The sequence below is a fragment of the Curtobacterium sp. MCBA15_007 genome (assembly GCF_001864905.1).
Taxonomy (GTDB): domain Bacteria; phylum Actinomycetota; class Actinomycetes; order Actinomycetales; family Microbacteriaceae; genus Curtobacterium; species Curtobacterium poinsettiae.
On record NZ_MJGM01000023.1, the window covers coordinates 123,804 to 142,236 of the forward strand.

The 18,433-nt window shown below is 73.0% G+C and carries 15 protein-coding genes and 1 tRNA gene; 10 read left to right on the top strand and 6 right to left on the bottom strand.

Translation table 11 applies throughout. The features are described 5' to 3' along the window. Positions 1–28: 28 nt before the first annotated feature. From lysA to argS, 3 genes are all read right to left on the bottom strand, one after another. On the bottom strand, positions 29–1,450 hold the full coding sequence (lysA, locus tag BIU95_RS11530) for a diaminopimelate decarboxylase (RefSeq protein ID WP_071251722.1): 1,422 nt from the start codon (positions 1,448–1,450) through the stop codon (positions 29–31). A gap of 59 nt (positions 1,451–1,509) precedes the next feature. After that, positions 1,510–2,265 carry an LmeA family phospholipid-binding protein gene (locus BIU95_RS11535; protein ID WP_017885762.1) on the bottom strand — a complete coding sequence of 252 codons (756 nt, stop codon included), beginning with the start codon at positions 2,263–2,265 and terminating at the stop codon, positions 1,510–1,512. Positions 2,266–2,437: 172 nt separating this feature from the next. After that, the gene (argS, locus tag BIU95_RS11540; RefSeq protein ID WP_017885763.1) at positions 2,438–4,108 is read right to left on the bottom strand and encodes an arginine--tRNA ligase; all 1,671 of its coding nucleotides are present in this window, start codon (positions 4,106–4,108) and stop codon (positions 2,438–2,440) included. A gap of 59 nt (positions 4,109–4,167) precedes the next feature. Here argS and BIU95_RS11545 point away from each other — a divergent pair, with 59 nt between their 5' ends. From BIU95_RS11545 to BIU95_RS11560, 4 genes are all read left to right on the top strand, one after another. Continuing rightward, positions 4,168–4,743: a hypothetical protein gene (locus tag BIU95_RS11545; protein WP_071251723.1), complete on the top strand. Its 576-nt coding sequence runs from the start codon at positions 4,168–4,170 to the stop codon at positions 4,741–4,743. Between the two features lie 243 nt (positions 4,744–4,986). Then, positions 4,987–5,058, top strand: a tRNA-Arg gene (locus BIU95_RS11550). Between the two features lie 262 nt (positions 5,059–5,320). Continuing rightward, the gene (locus BIU95_RS11555) at positions 5,321–9,217 is read left to right on the top strand and encodes a Pls/PosA family non-ribosomal peptide synthetase (RefSeq protein WP_071251724.1); all 3,897 of its coding nucleotides are present in this window, start codon (positions 5,321–5,323) and stop codon (positions 9,215–9,217) included. Between the two features lie 14 nt (positions 9,218–9,231). Beyond that, positions 9,232–10,551, top strand: a complete 1,320-nt coding sequence (locus BIU95_RS11560; RefSeq protein WP_231564085.1) for a M1 family metallopeptidase — start codon at positions 9,232–9,234, stop codon at positions 10,549–10,551. A gap of 18 nt (positions 10,552–10,569) precedes the next feature. Here BIU95_RS11560 and BIU95_RS11565 read toward each other — a convergent pair whose 3' ends face one another. Beyond that, complete coding sequence (locus tag BIU95_RS11565) at positions 10,570–10,839, bottom strand: helix-turn-helix domain-containing protein (RefSeq protein ID WP_031259117.1); 270 nt, start codon at positions 10,837–10,839, stop codon at positions 10,570–10,572. Between the two features lie 32 nt (positions 10,840–10,871). On the opposite strand from BIU95_RS11565, the gene map reads away from it, so the two are divergent. Continuing rightward, entirely contained in the window at positions 10,872–11,639 is a 768-nt protein-coding gene (map, locus tag BIU95_RS11570) for a type I methionyl aminopeptidase (RefSeq protein ID WP_031259118.1), read from the top strand. On the opposite strand, the gene BIU95_RS11575 is transcribed toward map, so the two are convergent. Then, entirely contained in the window at positions 11,623–12,177 is a 555-nt protein-coding gene (locus tag BIU95_RS11575) for a 4'-phosphopantetheinyl transferase superfamily protein (RefSeq protein ID WP_052481824.1), read from the bottom strand. The genes map and BIU95_RS11575 overlap by 17 nt on opposite strands. 72 nt (positions 12,178–12,249) lie before the next feature. Next, a complete protein-coding gene (locus tag BIU95_RS11580) occupies positions 12,250–12,453 on the bottom strand; it encodes a hypothetical protein (protein ID WP_017885770.1) in 204 nt (67 codons plus the stop codon). A 305-nt stretch (positions 12,454–12,758) separates the two neighbouring features. Between BIU95_RS11580 and BIU95_RS19175 the strand changes: the two genes are divergently transcribed. The 5 genes from BIU95_RS19175 (at position 12,759) to BIU95_RS11605 (ending at position 18,163) form a co-directional block, all read left to right on the top strand. Beyond that, positions 12,759–14,663: a TPM domain-containing protein gene (locus BIU95_RS19175; protein WP_201300464.1), complete on the top strand. Its 1,905-nt coding sequence runs from the start codon at positions 12,759–12,761 to the stop codon at positions 14,661–14,663. Positions 14,664–14,753: 90 nt separating this feature from the next. Next, positions 14,754–15,479, top strand: a complete 726-nt coding sequence (locus BIU95_RS11590) for a PspA/IM30 family protein (protein ID WP_017885772.1) — start codon at positions 14,754–14,756, stop codon at positions 15,477–15,479. 44 nt (positions 15,480–15,523) lie between these two features. Beyond that, positions 15,524–16,345 (top strand): arginase family protein, encoded by an 822-nt coding sequence (locus BIU95_RS11595; RefSeq protein ID WP_042539465.1) that lies wholly within the window; start codon positions 15,524–15,526, stop codon positions 16,343–16,345. A gap of 55 nt (positions 16,346–16,400) precedes the next feature. Continuing rightward, positions 16,401–17,804 (top strand): NAD(P)/FAD-dependent oxidoreductase, encoded by a 1,404-nt coding sequence (locus tag BIU95_RS11600; protein ID WP_017885774.1) that lies wholly within the window; start codon positions 16,401–16,403, stop codon positions 17,802–17,804. Then, the gene (locus tag BIU95_RS11605; RefSeq protein ID WP_031259125.1) at positions 17,801–18,163 is read left to right on the top strand and encodes a hypothetical protein; all 363 of its coding nucleotides are present in this window, start codon (positions 17,801–17,803) and stop codon (positions 18,161–18,163) included. Before BIU95_RS11600 ends, BIU95_RS11605 begins: the two co-directional genes overlap by 4 nt. The last annotated feature ends 270 nt before the right edge of the window (positions 18,164–18,433 follow it).

Here is an 18,433-nt window from a genome sequence, read left to right on the forward strand (position 1 = left end):
GGGTGGGCGGACCCGGTCGGGTCGGGGGTCAGCGGCCGGTGCCCTCGGCGGGCACGGCGGCGACCCCGGTGTCACGGGCGAGCAGGTCGTCGATCGTCTCGCCCCGCACGAGGATACGGGCTGTGCCGTCCGCGACGGCGACGACCGGCGGGCGGCCCACGTGGTTGTAGTTGCTCGACAGCGCCCAGCAGTAGGCACCGGTGGCCGCCACGGCCAGCAGGTCGCCGCGCTGCACGTCGCCGGGCAGGTACTCGTCGTTCACCACGACGTCGCCGCTCTCGCAGTGCTTGCCGACGACGCGGCTCAGCACCGCTGGTGCGTCGGAGGTGCGGGCGAGCCGGGCCGTGTAGTCGGCGCCGTACAGGGCCGGACGGATGTTGTCGCTCATCCCGCCGTCGACCGAGACGTACGTGCGGGTCGCGCTGCCGCCGTCGTCGGTCTCGAGCGTGACGGGCTTGATCGTGCCGACGCGGTACAGCGTCACCCCGGGCGGGCCGATGACGTACCGGCCCGGCTCGACGGCGATGTCCGGCACCGGGATGCCGCGTTCGGCGCAGGCCTCGCCGATGATCGCGGCCAGTGCATCGGCGACGTCCTCGGGGGCGAACGCCGAGTCGGCCTCGGTGTAGTCGATGCCCCAGCCGCCGCCGAGGTTCAGCTCGGGCACCGGGCCGGTGGCGACGAGCGTCGCGTGCACGTCCATCAGCCGACGTGCGGCCTCGCGGAAGCCGGCGTCATCGAAGATCTGCGAACCGATGTGCGAGTGCAGGCCGACGAAGGCGAGCGAGGGCTCGGCACGGACGGCTGCCGCGGCGTCGACGGCCTCGGACAGCGGGATGCCGAACTTCTGGTCCTCGCGAGCGGTCGCCAGGTACTCGTGGGTGGACGCGTGCACGCCGGTGTTGATCCGGATGCGCACACGCTGCACGACCCCGGCGTCGGCGGCGGCGCGGGCGACGCGCTGCACCTCTTCGTGGCTGTCGAGCACGATCGTGCCGACGCCGACCTCGAGGGCACGGGCGATCTCGGCGTCGGACTTGTCGTTGCCGTGGAAGCCGAGCCGACCGGGGTCGATGCCACCGGCCAGGGCGACCGCGAGCTCACCGGCGGTGCAGACGTCGACGCGCAGGTCCGCCTCGGCCATCCACGCGACCACCTGCGTCGTCAGGAACGCCTTGCCGGCGTAGTAGACGTGCGCGTGACTGCCGATGCGTTCGAAGGCCTCGGTGAAGGCGTTCCGCACCCGCACCGCACGGGACTGCACGTCACGCTCGTCGACGACGTACAGCGGCGTGCCGAACCGGGCGACCAGGTCGGTCGCGCTGATGCCACCGATCGCCAGGGTGCCGTCGTCGGTCCGCGTCGCGGACGCGGGCCAGATGCGGTCCACCAGTTCGGAGGCGTCCGTCGGGAACCGCAGCCGCGGCGGTGCAAGGGGGTTCTCGCTCACGGGACCCGATCCTACCGACGCGAGCCACGCCTCCCGGGCCGCGTTACGCACCCGTCCGCTCAGCGGCAGCTGCCGACGGTCCGCAGGCCGTCCTCGGTGAGCGGCAGCGCGTCCGCGGTGATGCGGACCGTCGCGTCCGACTTCGACACGTCGAGTGAGCGCACCCGCAGCGCCTCGGGCAGGAACTGCGCGGTGCAGACCTGCACCGGGACGCCGGTGACGCCCGGGATCGAGTCGACCTTCAGACCGAGGTCGGAGTTCGTGATCCGGACGCTCTCCGGGGTGATCGAGATGCCGCGGCCGTCGTCCTGCGCGACGACGGCACCCTTGGCGGCGTACGTGATGTCGTAGCCGAGCACCGACGACGACCCGGTCAGCTCGACCCCACCGTCGGCCAGGCTGAGGCGGTCGAAGAGCGGGCTGTACTTCGCCAGGTCCTTGACGCTCGACGACGCCAGGGTGACCGTGCCGTCGACGTCGCGGACGTCACCCTTGCCGTCCACCGGGACGTCCTGCGCAGTGACGTCGGCGGCGAGCGGGATGCCGTCGACCGTGAGCTTCTCCGAGGAGATCTCGACGCGATCGAGCGTGCCGCTGATGAGCTGCGGGATGACGATGCCCTCGGCGTGCGCGTCGACCTGGCCGGTCGTGCCGTCGGGCAGCGACTGCTCGACCTGCTGGGCGATGATCCGGTCGACGACGCCGCGCAGCACGAACTCGGCGACGACGACGAGGCCGGCGAGCACCACGACGAGCACGAGCAGGACGACGGGCCAGCGGCGGCGCTTGGTGGGGCGTTCGGTGGCTGCAGGCATGCGTCCTAGCCTGCCAGCCCGGTCTGCGGCGCAGCTGCGGCCGGGCGCGGGCAGGCGCGGCCGGGCTGCGGCCGGGCGCGGCCAGGACGCAAAACACCGGTGTTCACGCTCGACACCCCGGGATGCGGGTGTTCCGTGCGCGAACACCGGTGTCTTTCGGAAGGGGCGACCGCTACATGCGGGACGGAGCCGACACGCCGAGCAGGCCGAGGCCGTTCCGGACGACCTGGCCGGTGGCGTCGTTCAGCCACAGGCGCGTGCGGTGCAGGTCGGTCACGGGCTCGTCGCCGAGGGGCGTGACGCGGCAGGAGTCGTACCAGCGGTGGTACAGGCCGGCCAGCTGCTCGATGTAGCGCGCGATGCGGTGCGGCTCGCGCAGCTCGGCGGCGTGCCGGACGACCCGCGGGTACTCGGCGAGGGCTCCGAGGAGCGCGCTCTCCGACTCGTGGGTCAGCAGCGAGGCGTCGAACACCGACCGGTCGACCCCGGCGGCCGCGGCGTTCCGGGCCACCGACTGCGTGCGGGCGTGGGCGTACTGCACGTAGAAGACGGGGTTGTCGTTCGTGCGCTTCGTGAGCAGGTCGAGGTCGATGTCGATCGCGGTGTCGCTGGCGAAGCGGACCAGGGCGTAGCGGCCGGCGTCGACACCGACGGCGTCGACCAGGTCCTCCATCGTGACGATGGTGCCGTTGCGCTTCGACATGCGCATCGGTTCGCCGTCCTTGAGCAGGTTGACCATCTGCCCGATCAGGATCTCGAGGTTCTTGCCCGGCTCGTCGCCGAACGCGGCGCACATCGCCATCAGCCGGCCGACGTAGCCGTGGTGGTCGGCGCCCAGCATGATCAGGTTGCGCTCGAACCCGCGCTCGCGCTTGTCGAGGTAGTACGCCAGGTCACCGGCGATGTACGCGGGTTCGCCGTCCGACTTGATGACGACGCGGTCGCGGTCGTCGCCGAAGTCGGTGGTGCGGAGCCACTCGGCGCCCTCGGCCTCGTACATCACACCGGCCGACCGCAGTCGGGCGATGGCACGCTCGACGGCCTTCGACTCGTGCAGCGCGTTCTCGTGGAAGTAGACGTCGAAGTCGACGCCGAAGTCGTGCAGCGACGACTTGATGTCGGCGAACATGAAGTCGACGCCCTCGCGGCGGAAGAGCTCCTGCGCCTCGTCACGCGGCAGGTCGCGGACGTCGGTGCCCGGCTCGAGGGTCGCGATGACCCGTGCCGCGATCTCGGCGATGTAGGCGCCGCCGTAGCCGTCCTCGGGCGTCGGCTCACCGAGGGCGCTGGCCACGAGGGAGCGGGCGAAGCGGTCGATCTGCGCGCCGTGGTCGTTGAAGTAGTACTCGCGGGTGACGAGCCCGCCCTGCGCCTGGAACACGCGGGCCAGGCTGTCGCCGACCGCTGCCCAGCGCACGCCGCCCATGTGGATCGGACCGGTGGGGTTGGCGGAGACGAACTCCAGGTTGATCCGGACGCCGTCGTACAGGTCCCCGGTGCCGAAGGACTCGCCGCCGTCGACGATGGTGCGCGCGATCTCACCCGCGGCGGCGGCTTCGAGCGTGATGTTGATGAAGCCCGGGCCGGCGACGTCGACCGAGTCCACGCCGTCGAGCTCGGTCAGCTCACCGGCGATCTCGGTCGCGAGCTCGCGCGGGTTCGTGCCGAGCCGCTTCGCGAGCTGCATGGCCGCGTTCGAGGCCCAGTCACCGTGGGCGCGGTTCTTCGGACGCTCGAGCACCACGTGGGACTCCTCGATCGTCACGGTGTCGGACGCGCCTCGGCGCTCGACGATCCCGGTCAGGATCGACAGGTACGCGGCGGAGAGTTCGGCTGGAGTCACGAGGACCGATCCTACCGGGACGCCCAGGTCCGCACCGATCGATGCAGCATCATGTCGGGATGACCCCCCGCAGCCGTGCCCGGGCGCTCACCGTCGCCACCCTCACCACCGCAGCAGCCGTCGTGCTCGCCGGGTGCTCGGGCGGCGGGGCCAGCACCCCGTCGGCCCGTGGCACCCCCGCGGGCAAGCCGGTGTCGCAGACCTGCGGGGAACTCCTGCCGATGAGCGCCCTGTCCGTGTACGGGCAGACCTTCGAGCTCGACGACTCGTTCACACCGGCGAAGGGCTCCCCCGCCGCGACCATCGCGAAGCAGCAGGGCCGCGTCTGCCGGTTCGTGAGCACCGACGCGGACGCCACGGCGATCACGTTCGCGGTCGCCGACCTGCCTGAGAAGTCGCTCACCAACCTGAAGGACGCCTTGTACGAGCGGGGCGGATCGGTCCCCACCTACCGCGTCGAGGGGTACTTCGCCCTGAACGGTGCCGTCGGCCGGGCGGATGCCTTCGCCGACCCGTACTGGATCACCGCGCAGTCGACGCTGTTCACGGAGCCGGGTGGGGCGCAGCCCGTCGTCGACGCGGTGCGGGCCGCGCTGCAGCCGTCCGCGACGGGGTCGGCGACGCCTGCGGGCTGACGCACGCGGGCCGGCACGGTGCGCGGTCCGCCACCCGGTGCGCGGTTGCGTGCCCGGTGCGCGCTTCCAGCGCCGCACGGAACGCGGAACACCGCACCGGAACGCAACCCGCGCACCGTGCGGACGGGAGGCCCGTGGCGGGCCCGCACCGCGCCTCCAGACCGGCCGCCCCCCGCGTCCACTGCGCGACACGCGCTGTCCAGGACCACCCACCGGACCTGCTACGGTTGTTCACACCCCTTGGCCCCCATAGCTCAGGGGATAGAGCACTGCCCTCCGGAGGCAGGGGCGGAGGTTCGAATCCTCCTGGGGGCACTGGACACACCCGCGCAAGCAGACGTCTTCGCTGCGCTCTGTCGGCTGCGCACGATGTCGCCTGCGGCGACCTTCCCCCGTTGGGGCTCCTCGTCGAGTGAGCAGAACGCGACGGGTCGAGGCGGGTGACCCGACGTCTTCTGCTCACTCGGCGCGCGACGCCCCGCCCCGCCCCTGCGCTACCCCGTGTTTCCGAGCGGGACACCTCGGTCCCCTAGGATCACGGGCCGGTCGTCCCGCACGCGACCGGGAAGAGGCCTCGATGACCACCGGCACCGGGAACGCGCAGCTCGAACTCGCCCGCGGCGGCGACGCACCCGCCCCACGGACCCTGTTCGACGTCCTTTCGGCGACCGCGGCGACCCATCCGGACGCCACCGCGCTCGAGGACCCCGCCGGCAGCGTCGACTACGCCGCCCTGCTCGACCTGGTGCACGCGCAGGCCGACGACCTCGCACGCCGGGGCGTCCGGCGCGGGGACCGGGTCGGGGTGCGGATCCCCTCCGGCGGGCGCGACCTGTACCTGTCGATCCTCGCCGTGCTGGCCGCCGGAGCCGCCTACGTGCCCGTCGATGCCGACGACCCCGAGGAACGCGCCACCCTGGTGTTCGGCGAAGCCGGTGTCGTCGGGGTGATCGGTGCCGGCGGCGTCCTGCGCGACCGCGACGGCGCCGAACTGCCGGTGACCGACCCTGCGGCGAGCGCCGAGCTCCCCCGCGAGACCGACGACGCGTGGATCATCTTCACGTCCGGGTCGACCGGGGTGCCGAAGGGCGTGGCGGTCACCCACCGCAGTGCTGCGGCGTTCGTGGACGCCGAGGCGCGGATGTTCCTGCAGGCGGCGCCGATCGGTCCGGGTGACCGGGTGCTGGCGGGGCTGAGTGTGGCCTTCGACGCGTCGTGCGAGGAGATGTGGTTGGCGTGGGGGCACGGTGCCGCGTTGGTGCCGGCGCCCCGGTCGCTGGTGCGGACGGGGGTGGACCTGGGGCCGTGGCTCATCGCGCACACGATCACGGTGGTGTCGACGGTGCCGACGCTCGCGGCGTTGTGGCCGGACGATGCGCTGGAGCAGGTGCGGCTGGTGATCTTCGGTGGTGAGGCGTGCCCGCCGGAGCTGGCGGCGCGCATCGCGAGTCGTGACCGTGAGGTGTGGAACACGTACGGGCCGACCGAGGCGACGGTGGTGGCGTGCGGGTCCCTGCTCGACGGGAGCCAGCCGATCCGGATCGGGTTGCCGCTGGACGGGTGGGACCTGGCCGTGGTGGACGGTGCCGGGCAGCGGGTGGAGCCGGGCGATGTCGGTGAGCTGGTGATCGGTGGGGTCGGGCTGGGGCGGTACCTGGACCCGGCGAAGGACGCGGAGAAGTACGCGCCGTTCCCGGAGCTCGGGTGGGAGCGGGCGTACCGGAGCGGGGACCTGGTGCGGTACGAGCCCGAGGGGCTGGTGTTCCAGGGGCGTGCGGACGACCAGGTGAAGCTCGGCGGTCGGCGGATCGAGCTCGGTGAGATCGATGCGGCGCTGCAGGCCCTGGACGACGTGGCGGGTGGCGCTGCGGTGGTGCAGCGGACCCCGGCGGGGAACCAGGTGCTCGTCGGGTACGTGGCGCCGGTGGCGGGGGCGACGGTGGACGTGGCGGCGGCGAACGCACGGTTGCGCCAGGAGTTGCCGGCGGCGCTGGTGCCGTTGGTGGCGGTGGTGGAGTCGCTGCCGACGCGGACGTCGGGCAAGGTCGACCGTGCGGCGCTGCCGTGGCCGTTGCCGGGGGCGACGGACGCGGCGATGCTGCCGGACACGGTGGCGTGGATCGCCGAGCGGTGGTCGGCGATCCTCGGGGTGCCGGTGGCGAGCGTCGACGACGACTTCTTCGCGCACGGCGGTGGGTCGTTGACGGCGGCGCAGCTGGTGTCGGCCATCCGTGAGCGGTTCCCGACGACGACGGTGGCTGACGTGTACGACCACCCGCGGATCGGGGCGTTGGCGGCGGCGCTGGACGAGTCCGGGCCGGTCGAGGCGTCGTCGCGCGACGTGGCGCCGGTCCCCCCGGCGACGGGGCTGCTGATGACGCTGCTCGGGCTGCCGGTGCAGGTGCTCCGCGGGCTGCGGGTGCTGACGTGGACGGCCCTGGTGGCTGCGGTGCTGCACGCGACGACGTTGCCGTTCCTGCCGGTGCTGCCCTGGCCGGTGCTGGTGCTGATGCTCCTGGTGTTCGTGACGCCGATCGGCAAGATGGCGCTGACGGCGGTGCTGGCGCGGCTGCTGCTCGCCGGGGTCGGTCCGGGCTCGTACCCCCGTGGGGGTTCGGTGCACCTGCGGGTGTGGTTGGCCGAGCGCATCGCCGAGGCGGTGGACGGCCCGTCGACCGCGGGTGCCCCGTGGATCAGCTACTACGCACGGGCGCTCGGTGCGCGGATCGGGCGGGACGTCGACCTGCACACACTGCCGCCGGTGACCGGGATGCTGACGATCGGCAAGCGCGCGTCGATCGAACCCGAGGTCGACCTTGCCGGGCACTGGCTCGACGGCGACGTGTTCCACCTGGGGCACGTCCGCATCGACGACGACGCCGTGGTGCGGAGCCGGACGACGCTGCTGCCGGGGGCGCACGTCGGCGCGGGTGCCGAGGTGACGGCGGGTTCCGCCGTCGGCGGTCCGGTGCCGGCGGGCGAACGCTGGGCGGGGGCGCCGGCGGAACGCGTCGGGTCGGCTCGCGGCGACCGGGAGGCCCGCCCTGCGGTCCGTCGCCGCTGGCTGCTCGCGTACGGGGCCGGGTCCCTGGCGGTGGCCGGGTTGCCGGTGGTCGGTGTCGCGGTCGGACTGCTGGTCGCCCTGGCCCTGGTGGGGCGGGCGTCGGCCCTGGGCGACGCGGTGCTCCGCGCGCTGGTGACGGTCCCCCTGGCGACGGTCGTCGCCGGTGCGGTGTACGCGCTGCTGGTGGTGGTCGCGGTGCGGTTGCTCGGCGTCGGCCTGCACGAGGGGCGGCACCCGGTGCGCTCCCGGATCGGCTGGCAGGTGTGGTCGACCGAGCGGGTGCTCGACGCGGCGCGGACCCTGCTGTTCCCGCTGTACGCCTCGCTCGTGACGCCGGTGTGGTTGCGCCTGCTCGGCGCCCGGGTCGGTCGGGACACCGAGATCTCCACGGTGCTGCTCATCCCGGCGCTGACGCAGATCGCGTCGGGGGCGTTCCTGGCCGACGACACCATGGTGGCCACCTACGAACTCGGCGGCGGTCGGGTGCGGATCGGTCGGTCGAAGGTCGGCCGTCGGGCGTTCCTCGGCAACAGCGGGATGACGGGCGCCGGACGCTCGGTGCCGCGCGAGGCCCTGGTGGCGGTGCTGTCCGCCGTGCCGAAGAAGGCCAAGCGCGGGTCGTCGTGGCTCGGGTCGCCCCCGGTGCGGCTGCGGCGTGCGGCGACGGAGTTCGACGAGGCGCGCACGTTCCGTCCGTCCCGGCGGCTGAAGGTCGCCCGCGGCTGCTGGGAGCTGCTGCGCCTGGTCGCCCCGATGGTGTCCGCCGCGATCGCGCTCGGCGTGGCCGGCACACTGCTGGCGCTGTGGTCGGCCGTCGGGATCGGGTGGACGGTGCTGCTCGCCGGTCCGGTGCTCATCGCCGCCGGTGCCGTCGCCGCCGTGGTGTCGACGATCGCGAAGTGGGCGTTCGTCGGCCGGATCACCGCCCGGGAGCACCCGCTGTGGTCGTCGTTCGTGTGGCGCAACGAGGTGCAGGACACCTTCGTCGAGACCGTCGCCCGGCCGTGGTTCGCCGAGCAGGCCACCGGCACCCCTGCTCTGGCCGTCTGGTTGCGGAGCCTCGGCGCGACGATCGGGCGCGGGACCTGGCTCGAGACGTACTGGCTGCCCGAGGCCGACCTGGTCACGATCGGGTCCGGGGCGTCGGTGGCGCGGGGCACGGTCGTGCAGACGCACCTGTTCCACGACCGCGTGATGCAGCTCGACACCGTCCGGCTCGACGCTGGCGCCACGCTCGGGCCGCACAGCGTGGTCCTGCCGGCGGCCGGCATCGGTGCCGGGGCGACCGTCGGACCGTCCTCGCTCGTGATGCGCGGTGAGCAGGTGCCGCCGGGGTCCCGCTGGGCCGGCAACCCGATCGCTCCGTGGACAGCGGTACCGCCCTCGGTGACAGCCCCACCGGCACCATGAGGTTGACTGTCCCCGTGCCCACCGATCCCGCTGCAGACCCCTACACCCCGCACAGCGGCGACCGACGGTGGAGTGCGGAGCACTACGAGCTCCGGCTCGACTACCGCGTCGCCACCAACCGCCTGGACGGCACCGCGACGATCACCGCGCGCGCCCTCGAACCGCTCGACAAGGTCGTCATCGACCTGCACGGGCTCACGGTCGACCGTGTCGACGTCGACGGCCGACGCGCCAAGAAGGTGTCGACCGCCACGCACAAGGTGACCGTCACCCCGGCCGAACCGATCGCCGCCGACACCGTGTTCAGCGTGCACCTGCGGTACCGGGGCACCCCGCACCCCGTGCGCAGCGCATGGGGGCAGCTCGGGTGGGAGGAACTCTCCGACGGTGTGATCGTCGCCGCGCAGCCCACCGGGGCGCCGTCGTGGTTCCCGTGCAACGACCGCCCCGACGACAAGGCCACCTACCGCATCGAGATCGCGGCCGAGGCTGCGTACGACGTCCTGGCGAACGGCGAGCTGCTCGCCAAGGAACGTGACCGCGTCGGCACCCGCTGGACCTACGCCACCACCGAGCCGATGGCGACGTACCTGGCGACCGTGCAGATCGGCCGCTACCGCACCGCGAAGCTGCGCACGAGCGGCGTCCCCGTGACACTGCACCACCCCGCCGACCTCGCCGCCGCCGCGAAGACCGACTTCGGCCAGGTGCCGGAGATGCTCGCGCTGTTCGGTGACCGGTTCGGCCCCTACCCGTTCGCGGCGTACGCCGTCGTGGTGACCGACGACGACCTCGAGATCCCGCTCGAGGCCCACGGCCTGGCGGTGTTCGGCCGAAACCACGTCGACGGCGAGCACGGCACCGACCGTCTCATCGCCCACGAGCTCGCCCACCAGTGGTTCGGCAACTCCGTGACCGTCACCCGGTGGCAGGACATCTGGCTGCACGAAGGGTTCGCCTGCTACGCCGAGTGGCTGTGGTCCGAGGACCGCGGCGACGACACCGCCGACGTGTTGGCCGAGCGGTACCGGCAGGGACTGCTCGAGCAGCCGGAGGACCTGGTGGTCGGTGACCCGGGCGCAAAGGACATGTTCGACGACCGCGTCTACAAGCGCGGCGCCCTCGCCCTGCACGCCGTCCGCCGCACGTTCGGCGACGACGCCTTCTTCACCGGGCTGCGGAGCATCACCGAGCGGCACCGGCACGGATCCGTCACCGTGCAGGCCGTGCTCAGCGCCTTCGCGGACGCCGCCGGCCGCTCCGTCGCGGACGTCCACGCGGTGACCGGGCCCTGGGTCGACGAGGTGTCCGTGCCGGCGCTGCCCGCTGGCTAGCAGGCTTCGCCGCGTCGACTATCCCGCCAGCTCGCCGTCGACCGGGTCGCAGCTGACCTCGGACCACACCGCGTCGAGCGACAGCCCGACCACACCGGCGACCGACGCGATCGTCGAGAACGCCGGCGTCGCGATGCGCCCAGTCTCGATCTTCCGGAGCGTCTCCGGCGAGATCCCCGCAGCCAGGGCGGTGTCCACGATCGACCGCGGACCCCGGGCACGACGGAGCAGCGCACCGAGGCGACGACCGCGCGCGACCTCGTCCGGGCGGAGTGGGAGACGGACCATGACCACATAGTAATACCGGTATGATCATCCGCGTGATCGAGATCCTGACCCCCGCCGAGGTCGACAAGGGCCGCGCCACCGGAGCCCTCGTCGGCACGATCCTGCAGACCCTGCGCGAACGCACCCGCGTCGGCACGAACCTGCTCGAGATCGATCGGTGGGCGAAGGAGATGATCGAGGCCGCCGGCGCCGACTCCTGCTACGTCGACTACGCCCCCTCGTTCGGCCGCGGCCCCTTCGGCCACCACATCTGCACCGCCGTGAACGACGCCGTCCTGCACGGACTGCCCCACGATCAGGCGCTGCGTGACGGCGACCTGCTGACCCTCGACCTCGCGGTCTCCCTCGACGGCATCGCCGCCGACGCCGCGATCAGCTTCGTCGTCGGCACCGCGCGCCCCGAGGACACCGCACTCATCGACGCCACCGAGCGAGCGCTGGCCGCGGGCATCGCCGCCGCCGGACCCGGGGCACGCATCGGCGACCTGTCGCACGCGATCGGCACCGTGCTCGAAGCCGCGGGCTACCCGGTGAACGTCGAGTTCGGCGGACACGGCATCGGCTCCACCATGCACCAGGACCCGCACGTGTCGAACACCGGCCGCCCGGGCCGCGGCTACACGCTCCGACCGGGGCTCCTGCTCGCGCTCGAACCGTGGGTGATGGCAGACACCGACGTCCTGGTCACCGACCCGGACGGCTGGACCCTGCGGAGCGCCACCGGAGCGCGGACCGCCCACACGGAACACACCATCGCGATCACCGAGGACGGCGCCGAGGTGCTCACGCTCCCCCGCTGACCGTCCCGACCACGTCGACGGGCAGGCCACCCGCTGCGACGACGAGCACCACGTCCGGCGCGGGGAACAGCACGGTGAGCGGTTGTCCGACACCCTCGAAGCGGGCCGTGCCGCCGACCACGTCGACGTCCACCGCGAGCGGGTCGACGCGCAGCCCACGTCCGTCGCGTTTCAGCACGGCCTCCTTGGCCGCCCACGCGGCAGCGAGGAGCGCCGGGTCCCCGTCGGCCCGGAACAGTTCCCCCGGCGTGAAGGCGTCGAGCGGCGCGGCGGCGACCCGGGACACCCGTTCGACGTCGACACCGAGTGCCGCCGGTCCGACCGCGAGGGCGACGACGCCCGGTGCGCGCGACAGGCTCACGCCGACCGGGACGCCCGCGGCACTCGCCCACGGACGGCCGTGGTCGGCCTCCGCGCAGTGCGGGCACACGCGCCCCGCGCGCACCGCGACCGGCTCGGCACCCGTCGCCGACGCGACGGCGGCGACCAGTGCCTCCCGGTCGTCCGCGCGCGCAGCGCCCGGTGTCCGGATGGTCACCGTGACGGCCTGGAGGCGCGGCTCACCGACCCGGGCAGCGCCCGTCGGTCGTGTGGCCCGGCCCAGAGCGGATCAGGCGTGCGTCAGCGCGATGAGCGCGACGTTCATGGTGCTGTACTGACCCTCGGAGCGGGTCGCCTGGCGAACCCGTCCGCGCAGGACCTCGTAGCGGCCGTCGTGCTCGCGCACGAAACCGATCACGCCCGTCGCCGGAGTCGACACCCGGTGGTAGCCGTCCTCGAGCGGGACGACCTCGGTGCTCGTGGTGCGTTCCATCGTTCTTCCCCTTCCGTTCATCCTCGAACAGTGGCGCCAGCATACCCCGGTACGGGGGACAAGACGTCCACAGGAAGCACCCTCCGGAGCGTTCCCCCAGAGTCTGGCGGTGCCCCTGCGTGGCCTGGATAGACTCCGGGCGACAGCGCCCTCGTGGCGCGGTCCGGGGCGGTGCCACGGGGTACCGACCGGCGACGGACGGAGGACGGATGCGAGCGGTCCAGCACGGATCGGACACGGACGGATCGAGCGGGCACAGGGGGACAACGCGGCTGTGGAGCCGTGTGACGGCTGCCCTCGTCGCGATGCTGATCGTCCTGGCTCCGGCAGCGACCGCCCACGCCACAGCGCCCGTCGACCTGGGCGGGACGTACGTCCTCGACGAGGCCGACGCGCTGACCGCACCACAGCAGGCGCGGGTCGAACAGGCCGTGCAAGACCTGTACGCCGAGACGCAGACGCAGCTGTACGTCGTGTTCGTGCCCTCCTTCTCCGATCCAACCGACCACACCGAGTGGGGTCGGGCGGTGCTCGAGAAGAACCAGATCGACAGCGACGGCATCCTGCTCTCGGTCGCGGTCACCGAGCGCAACTACGACGTGCAGCAGACGAACGAGACCGCGATCTCAGAGTCCGACGTGCAGAACGCCGTCGACGATTCGCTGCTGCCCCGGCTCAAGCAGGATGACTGGTCCGGCGCCGCCGTGGCCTTCGCCGACGGGCTGACCCAGTCGCAGGCCCCGGTCGACCTCACCTGGCTGTGGATCCTGCTGCTCGTCGTGGTCGTCGGACTCGTCGTCGTGGTCCTGGTCATCCGGACCCGCAACAAGCGCCGCACCGCAGCAGCCACCGAGGCACAGGAAGCCTCGCTCGCCGACCTCGAACGCACCGCCGGCGGCGCCCTGGTCACCATCGACGACGAACTCCGCACCGCCGAGCAAGAGGTCGGGTTCGCGAGCGCGCAGTTCGGCCCCGACGCCGCCAAGCCCTTCGCCGACGCCGTGCAGGCCGCCCAGCGCGAGGTCCGCAAGGCCTTCACGATCCGGCAGCAGCTCGACGACGAGATCCCCGACACCCCCCAGCAGCGCGCCGAGTGGGCGAACCAGATCATCGTCATCTGCGAACGGGCGCACGCCGCGATCGAGGAGCAGACCGAGGCGTTCGACCAGCTCCGCTCACTCGAGGACGGCGTCGAGGACGCCGCCGCATCGCTCGCCCAGGCCGTGGCCGCCGCACCGGCCTCGGTGGGGTCGGCAGCCGCCGCACTCGACCGCGTCCGCGCCCGCTACACCGGCCGCACCCTCGCAACCGTGGCGAACAACGTCGACCAGGCCCACCAGGTGCTCGCCTTCGCGACCGAACGCTCGAACGCGGCCACCGCCTCGATCGCCGCCGGCGACAAGGGCGAGGCTGTCGTCGCCGTGCGCGACGCCCAGCACGCCCTCGCCCAGGTGCAGCAGCTCACCGACGGCGCACTCGCCGCCGAGCAGTCCTTCGACGAGGCCACCGCCCGCGCCGCGGCGATGCGCATCGACATCCAGGGCGACGTCGCCGCCGCCCGCAGCCTGCGCTCCGGCGGTCCGGACCTCGCCGCAGCGGTCACCCGCGCCGAAGCCGTGCTCCGCCAGGGGCTCGACCCGAAGGACCCGGTCGCCGCCGTCGACGCGCTGACCCGGGCGAACACCGAGATCGACCAGGCCATCGCCGCGGCACGGGGTGCCGAGGAACAGCGCCAGCGCGCCACCCAGGCACTCGACGCCGCCCTGCGCGACGCCCGGAACCGGATCAGCCAGGCCCGCGACTACGTCTCCCTGCACCGCGGCGGCATCGGCCCGACCGCCCGGACGCGACTGTCCGAGGCCCAGCGTGCCTACGACGACGCCGTCGAACTCGCCCCGAGCAACCCCGGCCAGGCGCTGAACGCCGCCCGCGCGGCCGAGCAGTACGCCGCAGCCGCGATGGACGCCGCGAACGACGACCTGGGCGGCTGGGGCGGCGGTCAGGGCGGAGGCGGTGGCGGCGCCCAGCTCGGCGGACTCGTCACCGGACTCGTCCTCGGCGGCCTGCTCGGCGGTCGCGGTGGCAGCTACGGCGGCGGTTCCTTCGGGGGCGGCGGCTTCGGTGGCGGCGGCGGCTTCAGCGGCGGTGGCGGCTTCGGCGGAGGTGGCGGCGGCGGGGGCGGCGGCTTCTCCGGCGGTGGCCGCTTCTGACCCGACGGACTCCCCCGGCACCCAGAACCAGACACGACCCGACCCGACCCGACAACACCGTCCACAGGACTTCCACGAAAGGGAACAGCAATGGCCAAGCAGACCATCTTCGGACGCATCTCCACCCTCGTGCGCGCGAACATCAACCAGATCATCGACGACGCCGAGGACCCGCAGAAGATGCTGGACCAGCTCGTCCGCGACTACACGAACAACATCGCCGACGCGAAGACCGCGATCGCGCAGACCATCGGCAACGTCCGCCTGCTCGAGCAGGACCACGAGGAGGACAAGAAGGCCGCGGTCGAGTGGGGCCAGAAGGCCGCCAACGCCTCCACCGCAGCCGACAAGTACCGCTCCGAGGGCAAGTCGGCCGAGGCCGACAAGTTCGACAACCTCGCCAAGATCGCGATCGGCAAGCAGATCGCCGCTGAGCAGGAGGTCAAGGACGCCGAGCCGAACCTGGCGTCGCAGAACGAGGCGGTCGAGAAGCTCAAGACCGGTCTCGCCGGCATGGAGCAGAAGCTCGAGCAGCTCCGCGCGAAGCGGGACAACCTCGTCGCCCGCTCGAAGACCGCCGAGGCCCAGTCCCGCGTCAACGACGCCCTCGGCAACATCGACGTGCTCGACCCGACGAGCGACCTCGGCCGCTTCGAGGAGAAGGTCCGCCGCGAAGAGGCGAAGGTGCTCGGCCAGCAGGAGCTGCAGTCGTCGAGCCTCGACGCCCAGTTCGAGAGCCTCGAGGACGTCGGCAAGGACGCCGAGGTCGAGGCACGGCTCGCCGCGCTGAAGTCCGGCGGATCCTCGAGCATCTGACGAACACCCTGACGACGCCGGACCCCAGCTGACAGACTGAGACGATGCACTTCCTCGTGGTCGGTCAGTGGCAGGGTTCGGCGTCGTCGCGCGCGATGCGCCTGGGTGACGGCGCGTCGGCGATCGCAGCCGACCTCCCCCGGGCGTCCACCACCGTGGTCGATGTCCCGGCCGGCGCCGGAGACCGCCTCGAGACCGCGGTCGCCCGTTACACCTCGGTGCTCGCCGTCGCCGAACGCGTCGCGGAGGAGACCGCCGTCGCCACCGAACCGGTGCTCGTCGTCGGCGGTGACGGCGCCAGTGTCCTCGGCGCGACCGCCGCCCTTCTGCCGGACACCGCGTTCGTCCGGATCTCCGGCTCCAGCGGGTACCGCGCGCTCAACCGTGCCCAGCCCGTCGCCGCCGAGACCGCCGCCCTGCGTCTGCTGGTCGACCGCCCCGACGACCTGTTCCCCGGCCTGCCGGCGGTGCCGGCGTCCTCGGTCGTCGTCGCCGGGGTCCGCGGGGTCGAGGACGCCGAGCGCGCCGCCCTCGACAAGGCCGGGATCGTGCACCTCGACGTCGACGCCGCCACCCCGGACGCCCTCGCCGCAGCGGTCGAGCGCACCGGTGCGTCGTCCGTGTTCGTGCACGTCGACCTCGACGTCCTCGACCCGTCCGAGGTCGACGGACTGCTCGAACCCGTGCCGTTCGGCCTCGACGGCGCAGCGCTCGTCGAGCGCATCCAGGCCGCGACGCGCGGCCGGCGCCTCGCCGGCGCCGCGCTCACCGGGTTCGCCCCCGTCGACCCGGGCCGTGCAGTGGACGACCTCGGCGTGATCCTGCGCGTCGTCGGCGCGGTGACCAGCGCCTCCCGGGTGGGTTGACCACGCACCCCGCGCGCCCGGCGCACCCCATGCCGGTCCGCGTACGCTCGGCCGCATGACGGACTACGACCTCATCGTGATCGGCGCCGGCGCAGTCGGCGAGAACGTGGCGGACTACGCCAGGAAGCGCGACCTGTCGGTCGCCATCGTGGAGGCCGAGCTCGTCGGCGGCGAATGCTCGTACTGGGCGTGCATGCCCTCGAAGGCACTCCTGCGCAGCGGACACGCCCTCGCCGCGGCCAAGCGGCTCGACGGTGCGAAGCAGGCCGTGACCGGCACGCTCGACGCCGCCCACGTGCTGGCCCGCCGCAACTCGTTCACCTCGGACTGGAAGGACGACAGCCAGGTCTCGTGGCTCGAGTCCGCCGGCATCGACCTGATCCGCGGGCACGCCCGCATCACCGGACCGAAGACCATCGACGTCGACGGCGAGACGCACACCGCCCGTGCTGCCGTCGCGGTCGTCACCGGTTCCCTGCACACGCTGCCCCCGGTGCCCGGTCTCGCCGACGCGAAGCCGTGGGGCACCCGCGAGGGCACCAGCGCCCAGCAGGTCCCCGAGAGCCTGCTCGTCATCGGCGGCGGCGTCTCCGGCTCCGAACTCGCCACCGCGTGGGCCTCGCTCGGCGCGAAGGTCACCCTCGTCGCCCGGCACGGCCTGCTCGGCGGCATGGAGCCCTTCGCCGGGGAACTCGTCGCCGACTCCCTGGGCGAACTCGGTGTCGACGTCCGCACCGGCGTCAACCCGGTCCGCGTCGACCGTGACGAGCACGGCCTCGTCACGACGGAACTCGACGACGGCACCACGGTCATCACGAGCGAGGTGCTCGCCGCCACCGGCCGCGCCGCCCACACACGCGACCTCGGGCTCGAGACGGTCGGTCTGACCGCCGGAGACTGGCTCGACGTCGACGACACGATGCTCGTGCACGGCACCGACTGGCTGTACGCCGTCGGCGACGTCAACCACCGCGTCCTGCTCACCCACCAGGGCAAGTACCAGGCCCGTGCCGCCGGCGAGGCGATCGCCGCCCGGTACCAGGGCACGCCGCTGCACACCGAGCCGTGGGGTGCGCACGTCGCCACCGCCGACCACGCCGCCGCGCCGCAGGTCACGTTCACCGACCCCGAGGTCGCGAGCGTCGGCCTGACCGAGGCGAAGGCCCGTGAGCAGGGGCTGAACGTCCGCGCCGTCGAGTACGACCTCGGTGCGATCGCCGGGTCCTCGCTGCAGGCCGACGGTTACACGGGCCGCGCGAAGATGGTCGTCGACGAGGACCGCCGGGTCGTCGTGGGCGTCACGTTCGTCGGCCAGGACGTCGCCGAGATGCTGCACGGCGCCACCGTCGCCGTCGTGGGCGAGGTCCCGATCGACCGCCTGTGGCACGCGGTGCCCGCCTACCCCACCATGAACGAGGTCTGGCTGCGCCTGCTCGAGACCTACGGCCGCCCGGCCTGAGCGTGCGCAACCCGCTGCTCGACTCCCCCGTTTCCCGGGCGGGGTGGGTGTTCGCGACCGCCGTCGGGCTCGCCGTGGGCGTCCCGCTGTCGACCGGGCGGATCCGGGTGGTCGACGGGCTCGTGGTCTGCACGGGGCTCCCACGCTGGGTCTTCCGTCGAGGCGGCACCTGCGTCGGCTCGGTGTACCTGACCCGCGACAACGACGGCCCGCGGGTGCTCCGGCACGAGCGGGTGCACGTCGAGCAGTGGCGGCGGTACGGCATGCTCATGCCGCTGCTCTACGCCGTCGCCGGCCGGGATCCACTGCGGAACCGCTTCGAGGTCGAGGCCGGCCTGGAGGACGGCGGGTACCGCTGACGGGTGCGGGTGCGCGAACTTGTGGCCGCGACGTCCGTCGGGCGGCAGTTCGTGCGGCCTCGCTGAGCCGGCCGGCCGGGGCCCGGTCGGTCACAACACCCCGCAGGGCGCGCGGCGAGCGGTCGCAGACCGTCGCCTGCGGCGCCGCCAGCCGACGGTTCGTGACCACACGACGTGCAGCCCACGACGAGTCGTGACCACTCGGCGGCAGGCGGGCTCCAGGCGACGAAACGCGACCAGCCGACGGCCTGGAGGCGCGTGGCGGCGCCG

Coding starts and splice junctions, on each gene's coding strand:
- BIU95_RS11535 (WP_017885762.1), bottom strand. CDS start 2,265: ATGCCTGCAGCCACCGAACGCCCCACCAAGCGCCGCCGCTGGCCCGTC.
- BIU95_RS11565 (WP_031259117.1), bottom strand. CDS start 10,839: ATGGTCCGTCTCCCACTCCGCCCGGACGAGGTCGCGCGCGGTCGTCGC.
- BIU95_RS11545 (WP_071251723.1), top strand. CDS start 4,168: ATGACCCCCCGCAGCCGTGCCCGGGCGCTCACCGTCGCCACCCTCACC.
- BIU95_RS11595 (WP_042539465.1), top strand. CDS start 15,524: ATGCACTTCCTCGTGGTCGGTCAGTGGCAGGGTTCGGCGTCGTCGCGC.
- BIU95_RS11590 (WP_017885772.1), top strand. CDS start 14,754: ATGGCCAAGCAGACCATCTTCGGACGCATCTCCACCCTCGTGCGCGCG.
- BIU95_RS11600 (WP_017885774.1), top strand. CDS start 16,401: ATGACGGACTACGACCTCATCGTGATCGGCGCCGGCGCAGTCGGCGAG.
- BIU95_RS11555 (WP_071251724.1), top strand. CDS start 5,321: ATGACCACCGGCACCGGGAACGCGCAGCTCGAACTCGCCCGCGGCGGC.
- BIU95_RS11580 (WP_017885770.1), bottom strand. CDS start 12,453: ATGGAACGCACCACGAGCACCGAGGTCGTCCCGCTCGAGGACGGCTAC.
- BIU95_RS19175 (WP_201300464.1), top strand. CDS start 12,759: ATGCTGATCGTCCTGGCTCCGGCAGCGACCGCCCACGCCACAGCGCCC.